At 57.1% G+C, this 12,552-nt stretch carries 9 protein-coding genes; 3 read left to right on the forward strand and 6 right to left on the reverse strand.

From position 1 onward, the window contains the following. Positions 1-183: 183 nt before the first annotated feature. Positions 184-1,596 (forward strand): glucuronate isomerase, encoded by a 1,413-nt coding sequence (gene uxaC, locus AC2FAP_RS11135; RefSeq protein WP_040018780.1) that lies wholly within the window; start codon positions 184-186, stop codon positions 1,594-1,596. A 17-nt stretch (positions 1,597-1,613) separates the two neighbouring features. After that, entirely contained in the window at positions 1,614-3,101 is a 1,488-nt protein-coding gene (locus AC2FAP_RS11140; protein WP_485452933.1) for a UxaA family hydrolase, read from the forward strand. Between the two features lie 102 nt (positions 3,102-3,203). Here the strand turns inward: AC2FAP_RS11140 and sstT are convergent, their stop codons facing one another. From sstT to AC2FAP_RS11160, 4 genes are all read right to left on the reverse strand, one after another. Further along, entirely contained in the window at positions 3,204-4,445 is a 1,242-nt protein-coding gene (sstT, locus tag AC2FAP_RS11145) for a serine/threonine transporter SstT (protein ID WP_014171722.1), read from the reverse strand. Positions 4,446-4,680: 235 nt separating this feature from the next. Next, positions 4,681-5,649: a TerC family protein gene (locus AC2FAP_RS11150; RefSeq protein WP_025202952.1), complete on the reverse strand. Its 969-nt coding sequence runs from the start codon at positions 5,647-5,649 to the stop codon at positions 4,681-4,683. Positions 5,650-5,912: 263 nt separating this feature from the next. Beyond that, positions 5,913-6,911, reverse strand: a complete 999-nt coding sequence (locus tag AC2FAP_RS11155) for a Gfo/Idh/MocA family protein (RefSeq protein WP_047355843.1) — start codon at positions 6,909-6,911, stop codon at positions 5,913-5,915. Positions 6,912-6,981: 70 nt separating this feature from the next. Next, positions 6,982-7,485, reverse strand: coding sequence for a YgjP-like metallopeptidase domain-containing protein (locus AC2FAP_RS11160; protein ID WP_025202954.1), 504 nt, complete (start codon positions 7,483-7,485; stop codon positions 6,982-6,984). Positions 7,486-7,570: 85 nt separating this feature from the next. Between AC2FAP_RS11160 and rlmG the strand changes: the two genes are divergently transcribed. After that, positions 7,571-8,707 (forward strand): 23S rRNA (guanine(1835)-N(2))-methyltransferase RlmG, encoded by a 1,137-nt coding sequence (gene rlmG / locus AC2FAP_RS11165; RefSeq protein WP_121339857.1) that lies wholly within the window; start codon positions 7,571-7,573, stop codon positions 8,705-8,707. Positions 8,708-8,768: 61 nt separating this feature from the next. Here rlmG and AC2FAP_RS11170 read toward each other — a convergent pair whose 3' ends face one another. Together AC2FAP_RS11170 and lsrK are read right to left on the reverse strand one after the other, a co-directional pair. Further along, positions 8,769-10,790 (reverse strand): oxidoreductase, encoded by a 2,022-nt coding sequence (locus tag AC2FAP_RS11170; RefSeq protein WP_485452934.1) that lies wholly within the window; start codon positions 10,788-10,790, stop codon positions 8,769-8,771. A gap of 160 nt (positions 10,791-10,950) precedes the next feature. Continuing rightward, on the reverse strand, positions 10,951-12,531 hold the full coding sequence (gene lsrK / locus AC2FAP_RS11175; RefSeq protein WP_073396343.1) for an autoinducer-2 kinase: 1,581 nt from the start codon (positions 12,529-12,531) through the stop codon (positions 10,951-10,953). Positions 12,532-12,552: the final 21 nt, after the last annotated feature.

Genomic DNA, 12,552 nt, shown 5'->3' on the forward strand with positions numbered 1-12,552 from the left:
TGTTACGGATAAAGCCAGTTCTGGCGCGGCCTGGCGAAGGGTTTACCTCATTTGAGGTAATTAATTTGTCTGCGTTTATTGATCTAACTCACGAAAAAATGTTCTGTCTCTGGAAATTGGTGTGATAACTTTGCAGCATCTGAGCATAAGCTTTCTGACGCTCTCGTTACGAGGAAGACGATAATGACACCGTTTATGACCGAAGATTTTCTGTTAGATACCGAATTTGCTCGCCGCCTGTACCACGACTACGCCAAAGACCAGCCAATTTTCGACTACCACTGCCATTTACCGCCGCAGCAGGTTGCCGAAAATTACCGTTTCAAAAACCTGTATGACATCTGGCTGAAAGGTGACCACTACAAATGGCGTGCGATGCGCACCAACGGCGTGGCGGAGCGCCTGTGTACCGGTGATGCAAGCGACCGCGAGAAGTTTGACGCCTGGGCGGCGACCGTTCCGCACACCATCGGCAACCCGTTATATCACTGGACGCACCTTGAGCTGCGCCGTCCGTTCGGCATCACCGGAAAGCTGCTCTCCCCGGCTACCGCCGATGAAATCTGGGATCGGTGCAATGAATTACTGGCGCAGGATACCTTCTCCGCCCGCGGTATCATGAAGCAGATGAACGTGAAGATGGTGGGGACCACTGACGATCCGATTGACTCCCTGGAACATCACGCGGTGGTCGCCCGCGATACCTCGTTTGATATTAAAGTGCTGCCAAGCTGGCGTCCGGATAAAGCCTTTAATATCGAACAGGCGACGTTCAATGATTACATGGCGAAGCTGGCGGAAGTGTCTGACACCGACATTCGTCGTTTTGCAGACCTGCAGAGCGCGCTGACCAAACGTCTGGACCACTTCGCGGCACACGGCTGTAAAGTCTCTGACCACGCGCTGGATGTGGTGATGTTTGCGGAATCAAATGAAGCTGAGCTTGATAGCATTCTGGCACGTCGCCTGTCCGGTGAATCCCTGAGCGAGCACGAAGTGGCACAGTTCAAAACGGCGGTGCTGGTCTTCCTCGGTGCGGAATATGCTCGCCGCGGTTGGGTGCAGCAATACCACATTGGTGCCCTGCGCAATAACAACCAGCGTCAGTTTAAACTGCTGGGCGCGGACGTGGGCTTCGACTCCATCAACGATCGCCCGCTTGCGGAAGAACTCTCTAAGCTGCTGAGCAAACAGAACGAGCAAAATCTGCTGCCAAAAACCATCCTCTACTGTCTGAACCCGCGCGATAACGAAGTGCTGGGTACCATGATCGGTAACTTCCAGGGTGAAGGTATGCCAGGCAAGATGCAGTTCGGTTCCGGCTGGTGGTTCAATGACCAGAAAGACGGGATGGAGCGTCAAATGACGCAGCTGGCACAGCTGGGTCTGTTAAGCCGCTTTGTGGGCATGCTGACCGACAGCCGTAGCTTCCTTTCTTACACGCGCCACGAATATTTCCGCCGCATTCTGTGCCAGATGATTGGCCGCTGGGTGACCGCGGGTGAGGCCCCTGCCGATATTCAGTTGCTGGGCGAAATGGTGAGAAACATCTGCTTTAACAATGCGCGCGACTACTTCGCCATTGAACTGAACTAAGGCCGTTTGAGGTTGATATGCAATACATCAAAATCCATTCGCTGGATAACGTTGCCGTCGCGCTGGCGGATCTGGCCGAAGGTGAAGTTGTCACCGTTGATAACCAGACGATAATCCTGCGTCAGGCGGTGACTCGCGGGCATAAGTTTGCCGTGAAGCCGATCGCCCAAGGAGACAACGTTGTTAAATACGGTCTCCCGATTGGTCATGCGCTGGCGGATATTGCGCCGGGTGAGCATATTCATTCCCACAACACCCGCACCAATCTGAGCGATCTGGACGAGTACAGCTATCAACCTGATTTAGCGGCGGAAGAAGCGCAGGCGGCGGATCGCGAGGTACAGATCTACCGCCGGGCGAACGGTGAGGTGGGGATCCGCAACGAGCTGTGGATCCTTCCCACCGTCGGCTGCGTGAATGGGATCGCGCGTCAAATCCAGACGCGTTTCCTGAAAGAGACCCACGACGCCGAAGGTACGGACGGTGTGCACCTGTTCAGCCACACCTACGGCTGTTCTCAGCTTGGCGACGACCACATCAACACCCGCACCATGCTGCAAAACATGGTCCGCCACCCGAACGCGGGCGCGGTGCTGGTGATTGGCCTGGGCTGCGAGAACAATCAGGTGGATGCGTTTCGCGACACGCTGGGTGAGTTTGACCCCGAGCGCGTGCACTTTATGGTGTGTCAGCACCAGGATGATGAAGTGGAAGCGGGCATTGAGCACCTTCACCAGCTGTATGAGGTGATGCGTCACGACAGGCGTGAGCCGGGCAAGCTGAGTGAGCTGAAGTTCGGCCTGGAGTGCGGCGGGTCTGATGGCCTGTCCGGGATCACCGCGAACCCGATGCTGGGCCGCTTCTCAGATTATGTGATCGCCAACGGCGGTACGACGGTGCTGACAGAAGTGCCGGAAATGTTCGGTGCTGAACGTATTCTGATGAGCCACTGTCGCGACGAAGAGACGTTTGAGAAGACCGTCACCATGGTGAACGACTTCAAACAGTACTTTATCGCCCACAACCAGCCGATTTATGAAAACCCGTCTCCGGGTAACAAAGCGGGCGGGATCACCACGCTTGAAGAGAAGTCTCTCGGCTGCACGCAAAAAGCGGGTGCCAGCCCGGTGGTTGATGTCCTGCGCTACGGTGAACGTCTGAAAACGCACGGTCTGAATTTGCTCAGCGCACCGGGTAACGATGCGGTTGCGACCAGCGCGCTGGCCGGCGCCGGCTGTCACATGGTGCTGTTCAGCACCGGGCGCGGGACACCGTACGGTGGCTTTGTGCCGACGGTCAAAATCGCGACCAACAGCGAGCTGGCAGCGAAGAAAAAACACTGGATCGACTTTGATGCAGGCCAGTTAATCCACGGCAAAGGGATGCCGCAGTTGCTGACGGAATTCGTGGATACCATTGTGGAGTTTGCCAACGGCAGACAGACCTGTAACGAGAAGAATGACTTCCGCGAACTGGCGATCTTCAAGAGTGGCGTGACGCTGTAAGTGTGGTGCGGGTGATGCCCTCACCCCTGTGGAGAGGGTCAAATACTAAAACGGCAACCTTCGGTTGCCGTTTTGCTTTACGTTTTGTCACCGGGCTTTTGTTTACCCGCGTAACGCGTTCTTCGCTAAACGCGCGTCTTCCGCCTGGCATGCCGCTGCGGTGAACAGCACGTCCGTTGAGGAGTTCAGCGCGGTTTCGCAGGAGTCCTGCAATACACCGATGATAAAGCCGACGGCTACTACCTGCATGGCAATCTCATTCGGGATACCGAACATATTGCACGCCAGTGGGATCAGCAGCAGCGAACCACCCGCCACACCCGATGCACCACACGCACACAGCGACGCCACCACGCTCAGCAACAGCGCCGTGGGCAGATCGACCGGAATGCCCAGCGTATGCACAGCCGCCAGCGTCAGCACGGTAATGGTAATTGCCGCACCCGCCATATTCACGGTCGCACCCAGCGGGATGGAAACCGAGTAGGTGTCGCGATCCAGATTCAGCTTCTCCGCCAGCGCCATGTTAACCGGAATGTTTGCCGCAGAGCTGCGGGTGAAGAACGCATACACACCGCTCTCGCGCAGGCAGGTTAACACCAGCGGATACGGGTTACGGCGGATCTGCCAGAACACCAGCAGCGGGTTAATCACCAGCGCAACCAGCAGCATGCAACCAATCAGTACCACCAGCAACTGCGCATAGCCCAGCAGTGCGCCAAAGCCGGTGGTCGCCAGCGTGGAAGAGACCAGACCGAAGATGCCGATTGGCGCAAAGCGAATCACGATTTTGACCATAAAGGTCACGGCGTTCGACACGTCGTTGACCAGGTTTTTCGTTGTTTCGTTGCCGTGACGCAGGGCAAAACCAAGACCGATCGCCCAGACCAGGATGCCGATGTAGTTAGCGTTCATCAGTGCCGTAATCGGGTTAGAGACCATGCTCATCAGCAGGCCGCGCAGCACTTCCACAATACCGGATGGCGGGGTGATATCACCCGCAGCGCTGGTCAGGTGCAGCGAGGACGGGAACAGGAAGCTGAAAACGACGGCTGTTAAGGCTGCAGAGAAGGTGCCCAGCAGATACAGGAACAAGATAGGGCGAATGTTGGTTTTTTGTCCGTGTTGATGATTGGCAATTGACGCCATGACCAGCATTAGCACCAGCACCGGTGCCACGGCTTTCAGTGCGCCAACGAAAATGGTGCCAAGCAGCCCCGTCGCTTCCGCAGCCGGTTTTGACACCATTGCCAGCAGAATCCCCAGTACCAGCCCTACCAGAATTTGTTTAACGAGACTGCCTTGCGCCAGGCGCGCAAAGAGACCAGTTGATTGTGTGCTCATAAAAATTCCTAAGTGAAATTGCGTTCCATCCTTTATGTGCTCTAAGTCACATTTATGTCCGGATGTAAGAAAATGTTTGCCTGGTTGAGTATAGGGAAACCGGATGCGGAGGGAAGCGTAAAATGCTGCATTTTACGTGTTGCGTCATAGTTTTTAACTATTCATTTACAAAAGTGTGCTGACCCTCTCCCTGGGGGAAAGAGGGCCAGCGTAAAGGCAGCAGGAAGGACCGTAATTACTCCACCTGTTGCTTCTTATCGTGCTGACGATTAACCCAGGTATTGATAAGCAACGTCACGATCAGAATGCCAAACACCACACCGAGCGAGATAGCGATAGGGATGTGGTAGAAATCGACAATCAGCATCTTGATACCGATAAACACCAGGATCACCGACAGACCATATTTCAGCATTGAGAAGCGCTCAGCCGCGCCTGCCAGCAGGAAGTACATGGCACGCAGACCGAGGATGGCGAACAGGTTAGATGTCAGCACAATGAACGGGTCAGTGGTGACCGCGAAGATAGCCGGAATGCTGTCTACCGCGAAAATCACATCGCTCAGCTCAACCAGAATCAGCACCAGCAGCAGCGGCGTGGCAAAAAGCAGGCCATTCTTACGCACGAAGAAGTGCTCGCTCTCGATCTTGTCGGTCATGCGCAGATGACCACGGATCCACTTCACCAGCGGACGGTCGCCAATAGCGGAGCCATCTTCTTTTGCCAGCGCCATTTTGATCCCGGTGAACAGCAGGAATGCGCCAAAGACATACAGCAGCCATTCGAACTGCGTAATCAGCCAGCTTCCGGCGAAGATCATAATCGTACGCAGGATAATCGCACCCAGCACGCCGTACACCAGCACGCGACGCTGCAGGGCCGCAGGCACGGCAAAGTAGCTGAACAGCATCAGCCAGACGAAGACGTTATCGACCGCCAGGGCTTTTTCAATCAGATAGCCGGTGAGGAACGCGAGCGCCTGAGGATCGGCAACCGCGCGGCCTTCCGTTGAGGCCAGGTACCACCAGAAGGCAGCACAGAAGAGCAGGGAGAGGGTGACCCACACCAGTGACCAGGCCGCAGCCTGTTTCATGGTCATGCCATGTGCGCCGCGACGCCCCTGCAAAAAGAGGTCGATCGCCAGCATGATGAGCACGACAACCGCGAATCCGCCCCACAACATGGGAGTGCCGACAGAATGCATACTATTTTCCTTACACATAAAAAACAAAAACGGCCATGGTCAGAAGACGATAGCCGTTAGCTTTTTATGCATAGACCTCGCCTTCCGGCAAGGTCTCACTTACAACCAAAAAGACGGGCTTTTTGATTGCCCGGCGACCGGATGCGGTTTTGCACGCATCGTAATGACGATCCACCGGCAAGGAAGTTACTCCCCTTTGCAGGTAACAAAATATGTCAGACCAGTGATTTCGTCAATGGTCTGCACCGTTTCATTACACAGCTTTACGCGATAGCTTCTGCGCCCACGCCATCTGCAGGGAAGACCACGCCGGTTTGACGGCGGATCTCGGTTTGCAGTTTCGCTGTGGTGCGGCTGACCGCCAGCCCAGGGTGATTTACTTCGTTGTCTTCCACCAGACGGGCGAAGACCTCTGCCTCATAGAGCATAGTGTTAATATGCTGAGGCTGCGTCAGCTCCTGCGCTTTGCCGCCGCGTGGGACAATGCTCAGCTTCTGACACTCGGAAATCTTCTCGATAACCAGTGAGCCCGCTTCGCCCTGAATTTCGCTGGGCAGAACGGAATCGCTCACCTTGGAGTGCTGCAGCGTAACGCTGAAATCACCGTAATCCAGCACCACGATGCCGTGCGCATCCACACCGCTTTCCAGCAGGCTGGCCGTGGCGGTGACGCTGTGCGGCTCGCCCCACAGCGCCACGGCAGAGGCCAGACAGTAAAAACCGATATCCATAATCGAGCCGTTAGAGAAGGCCGGGTTAAAGGTGTTCGGGTTTTCACCGTCCAGATAACGCTGATAGCGCGACGAGTACTGGCAGTAATTAATAAACGCTTTACGCACTTTGCCAATCTTCGGCAGAGACTGCTGTAACAGCAGGAAGTTTGGCAGGCTGGCGGTTTTGAACGCTTCGAACAGCACCACCTGATTGTCGCGGGCAAGCTGAATCGCGGCTTCCACTTCCTGAATGTTCGAGGCCAGCGGCTTCTCGCAAATCACATGTTTTTTATGGCTGAGAAACAGCGACGTTTGCGGAAAGTGCAGGGAGTTTGGGCTGGCGATGTAGACCGCGTCAATGGCGTCACTTTGCGCCATCTCATCGAGCGACGTGAACAGATGTTCAACCAGATAGTCGTTCGCGAAACTCTGCGCCTGCTCCAGGCTGCGGGAATAGACTGCGGTGAGCTTAAATTTGCCGGTTTCATGGGCGGCGTCGACGAACTGGCGGGTGATCCAGTTCGTGCCAATAACTGCGAAACGTATCATAAACGTTTACGTACTCCGTAGCAGGGAACCTTTAGCCACTGTAGCACGTGATTATTGCAAAACCAGTGCGCTACTGCGCATTACTCTTTAACGATAAATGCGTAAGCCATAAACGGGTATCGAACTCCAACTGGTGGTACTGAGGCTCCATATGGCAGCACAGAGAGTAGAAGGCCTTGTCGTGCTCTTTTTCCTTCAGGTGTGCCAGCTCATGCACCACGATCATCCGCAAGAACGCTTCCGGCGCGTGACGAAACACGGTGGCAACGCGGATCTCCGCTTTCGCTTTGAGCTTGCCGCCCTGAACACGGGAAACGGCAGTGTGCAGGCCGAGCGCGTTTTTCAACACATGGATCTTGTTGTCGTACATCACCTTATTGATGGGTGGCGCGCTCTTCAGATAGGTGTTTTTCAGATCCTGGGTATACTGCCAGAGCGCCTTATCGGTCGCGAAGTCATGCGTACCCGGATAGCGTTTTTCCAGCACCGCGCCCAGCTTTTGCTCGGCAATTAAGCTGCGAACCTGAGAAAGTAAGTTCTCCGGGTAGCCCTGGAGATAAGTTAGTTGGTTCATCAACGCCCCAATTTGACAATAAAACGGGTATACTCACGCACCCTTTTCAGGGATAACGCCGAAATTTTACCATTCAGGAGGGCCGATGAGCCACTTAGACAACGGTTTCCGTTCACTCAACCTTAAACGTTTCCCGGAAACGGACGACGTTAACCCGCTTCAGGCATGGGAAGCGGCGGATGAATATCTGCTGCAACAGTTGGATGACACTGAAATCAGCGGCCCGGTTTTGATCCTGAATGACGCGTTTGGCGCGCTGGGCTGTGCTCTGGCAGAACACACGCCTTACAGCATCGGTGATTCCTACTTGAGCGAGCTGGCGACGCGGGAAAACCTGCGCCACAACGACATCGACGAATCCAGCGTTAAGTTCCTCGACAGCACCGCGGACTACCCGCAGGCGCCGGGCGTGGTGCTGATCAAAGTGCCGAAAACAATGGCGCTGCTGGAACAACAATTGCGCGCACTGCGCAACGTCGTAACCCCACAAACGCGTATTATCGCGGGGGCCAAGGCGCGTGATATCCATACCTCAACGCTGGAACTGTTCGAGAAAGTGCTCGGCCCAACCACCACGACGCTGGCCTGGAAAAAAGCGCGTCTCATTAACTGTACTTTCAGTGCCCCGGAACTGGCCGACGCGCCAGAAACCCTGAGCTGGACGCTGGAAGGCACTGACTGGACAATCCACAACCACGCGAACGTCTTCTCCCGCACCGGCCTTGATATCGGGGCGCGTTTCTTTATTGAAAATCTGCCGGATAACCTGGAAGGCGAAATCGTCGATCTGGGCTGCGGTAACGGTGTGATTGGCCTGACGCTGCTGGCGAAGAACCCTGACGCGAGCGTTGTATTTAGTGATGAGTCGCCGATGGCGGTGGCCTCCAGTCGTCTGAACGTTGAAATTAACATGCCGGACGCGCTGGATCGCTGCGAGTTTATGATTAATAACGCGCTGTCGGGCGTTGAGCCGTTCCGCTTTAATGCCGTGTTCTGTAATCCCCCGTTCCACCAGAAACACGCCCTGACGGATAACGTCGCCTGGGAGATGTTCCACCATGCACGCCGCTGCCTGAAAATTAACGGCGAGCTGTATATCGTGGCGAACCGTCACCTGGACTACTTCCACAAGCTGAAGAAGATCTTCGGTAACTGCACCACGGTTGCCACCAATAACAAATTCGTGGTGCTGAAATCCGTCAAGCTGGGTCGCCGCCGCTAACGCGGGGCGCTGAGTTTACACCGGCCTGCCTCGCGTGCAGGCCCGGTGAGCGTTGCGTCACTCAGAGACTCAATGCCAGCGTTGTGCCCTGCGCAATGGCGCGTCGCGCATCCAGCTCCATCGCCACGTCGCATCCGCCGATCAGGTGTACCGTTTTTCCCGCCTCACGCAGCGGATCCACCAGATCGCGCTTCGGCTCCTGACCCGCACACAAAATCACATGATCCACCTGCAGCAGCTGCGGCTCACCGCCGATCAGCACGTGCAGCCCCGCGTCATCGATCTTCTGATAGCTCACCGACGGTATCATCTTCACCCCGCGAGAGAGCAGGGTTGCGCGATGGATCCAGCCCGTGGTTTTGCCCAGGCCTTCACCGGGTTTGCTGGCTTTACGCTGCAGCATGACGATCTGACGCGGGCTTTTCGGCAGTTGGGGTCCTTCCGGCCGCAAGCCGCCGGACTGGTTAAGGCTGGTGTCGATACCCCATTCCACGCAGAAGTCGGCAATGTTCTGGCTGGTGGGTTCGCCGGGCTGACTTAAGTACATCGCGGTATCGAACCCGATCCCGCCGCAGCCGATGATCGCCACTTTTGCCCCCACCGGCGCTTTGTCACGCAAAACGTCCAGATAGCTCAGGACTTTCGGATGATCGATGCCCTCGATCGCAGGCCTGCGTGGTGCGATCCCGCTTGCCAGGATCACCTCATCGTACTCCATTACATCCACCGGGTTTACAAACTGGTTGAGGCGCAGATCCACGCCCGTCAGGTCGATCATTCGGCGGTAATAGCGCAGGGTTTCGTAAAATTCTTCTTTGCCCGGGATCTGTTTGGCGATATTGAACTGCCCGCCAATCTCAGCGGCGGCATCGAACAACGTCACGCTGTGGCCGCGCGAGGCGGCATTCACCGCAAACGCCAGACCCGCCGGGCCGGCACCGACCACGGCCAGGCGTTTTTTATGCACCGCCGGGAAAATCGGCATTTTGGTTTCGTGGCAGGCGCGGGGGTTGACCAGACACGAAGTGACCTTGCCGACAAAAATCTGATCCAGACAGGCCTGATTACAGCCGATACAGGTGTTAATCTCATCTGCACGCCCGCTCTGCGCTTTGGAAAGCAGCTCGGCATCCGCAAGGAACGGACGCGCCATGGAGACCATGTCGGCATCACCGGCGGCAATCACATTTTCCGCCACCTGCGGGTCGTTAATGCGGTTAGTGGTCACCAGCGGGACAGACACTTTCCCTTTCAGCTTGCGCGTGACCCAGCTGAACGCCGCGCGTGGCACCGGCGTGGCGATAGTCGGAATACGCGCCTCGTGCCAGCCGATGCCGGTATTGATGATGGTCGCGCCGGCGGCTTCAATCGCCTGCGCCAGCTGTACGGTTTCGTCGAACGTCCCGCCGCCTTCCACCAGGTCGAGCATCGACAGGCGGTAGATAATAATAAAATCCGCCCCGGCACGTTCACGCACGGCGCGCACCACTTCCACTGCAAAGCGCATACGGCGCGCGTAATCGCCACCCCACTCATCGTCGCGCTGGTTAGTGCGGGCCGCGAGGAATTCGTTGATCAGGTAGCCTTCCGAGCCCATCACCTCAACACCGTCATAGCCCGCTTCACGCGCCAGCGCTGCACTGCGGGCGAAGTCGTCAATCAGCGTCAGGATCTCATCGTGGCTGAGGGCATGGGGCGTAAAGCGGTTAATCGGGGCCTGAATGGCCGACGGTGCGACCAGATTCGGTTGATAGCTGTAACGCCCGGTGTGCAGGATCTGCAGGGCAATTTTCCCGCCCTCCCGGTGAACGGCGTCAGTGACCACGCGATGATGCGGCAGCTGGCTGGCGTCGTTCAGCACCGCACCGCCTTCCATCCCCACGCCAGAAGGCGCAGGGGCCACCCCGCCGGTAACAATCAGCGCCACCCCGTGACGCGCGCGCTCGGCATAGAAGGCCGCCAGACGTTCGGCCCCGTCCGGATGTTCTTCAAGCCCGGTATGCATTGAACCCATCAGCACGCGGTTTTTAAGGGTGGTGAACCCCAGCTCGAGGGGGGCAAATAACGACGGGTAGTGGCTCATAGTCTCTTCCAGTGTAAAATTATTGTTATGTGGTCGGATGAGTTACTAATTTAGCCAGCGATGAGTAAAAGGGAAAAGGGGAATGCGGCGATTGTGATGGGATTCAAATATTGGTGTGGCCTGACCCCCTCTCCCCGAGGGAGAGGGGGCGTTATAGCTCTCAGGGAGAGGGGGCTCGCACTAAACCCGGTGCCTGCCACATCGATGTCGTCAGTCCGCTGTCCACCAGCCCAAGCTGGTCGGCATAAACGGCCTGCCACTTCTGCATCATACCGTCATACAGCTCCCGGTGCGCCGGGTTTGGCGTGAACTCGCGGCTCCATTTCACCAGCCGTTCGCCTGTCGCCGCCATATCCGAAAACAGCCCGGCTCCCGTTCCGGCAGCAATCGCGCAGCCCAGCGCTGTCGCCTCTTTCACTTGCGGGACACGCACCGGCAAACCGGTCACGTCGCTTAAAATCTGGCTCCACAACGTGCCTTTCGAGCCACCGCCTGCAAACACCAGACCGTCGAACGTTACCCCTGAGAACCGTGAGATCTGCGTCAGGTTACACGCCGAGACAATCGCCGCGTTCTCTTCCAGCGCACGGAACAGCGTGGCTTTGTTGCATTTTTCCGGGTCGATGGAGAGGTTAATAAACGACGGCGCGGCGTGGTACCACTGCTTGAAGTGCATAGCATCTGAGAAGATCGGCATAACACCGTGTGAACCGGCAGGCACGCGGCTGGCCATCTCCTCAAGCAGGGAGTAAGTGTCCATTCCCATCCGCTCCGCGATGAGTTTCTCTTCCGCGCAGAAGGCGTCACGAAACCACCGCATGGTCAGGCCGGTAAAGAAGCTGATCGACTCCGCCTGCGCCATGCCGGGGATCACATGCGGATTCACGCGGATGTTCATCTCCGGGTCGGTGCGTACCTGCGGCAGGTTGACCACCTGCTGCCAGAAGGTACCGCCCAGCACGGCCGTTTGCCCGGCCCGCACGACGCCTAACCCAAGACAGCCAAGCTGCACGTCGCCACCGCCCATCACCACCGGCGTGCCTTCGCGCAGGCCGCTCTGTTGTGCGGCATCTTTGGTGATCGCACCGAGCACGGTGCCGGTCTCCTTCACCGGAGAGAGGATATCGGCACGCAGCCCGGCCATGTCGAGCAGCGCCGGACGCCAGTCACGGGAGAAGAGATCCAGCATACCGGTAGTCCCGGCATTGGACGGGTCAACGGCCAGCTCGCCGGACAGTTTTGCCGCCAGCCAGTCGCTTATCATGGTGATCGTGGCGGCTTTGCGGTAGATGTCCGGACGATGGTGCGCCAGCCACAGCAGGCGCGGCATGGCGCTCAGGGCCAGGGTCTGGCCGGAGACGTCATACACTTCGGATTCAAAACGGTAGTCGTGGATCTCTTTGAGTTCGGCTACCTCGCGGCTGGCGCGGGCATCGACGTTGGCGCACGCCCAGATGGCGTCGCCGTTGCGGTCATACAGCACGATCCCCTCGCGCATTGAGCAGCAGGCCACGGACTGGATATCCGCTGCGCTCAGGCGGGCGCGCTCCAGCGCCTGATGAATACACTGGCAGGTGAGCCGCCAGTTAATGTCGAGATCAAACTCCATCGAGCCCGGCACATTCTCCACGCTCAGGTGTTTCCACTCGGCCTGGCCGACGGCAACCTGGTTGCCCTGCAAATCGAAAATTACGGCGCGAACGCTGCCTGTCCCTGCATCTAACGCTAAAAGGTAACTCATGAGCATGCCTCGTGTCAGGCG

Source organism: Enterobacter cloacae complex sp. 394I7 (assembly GCF_057320345.1).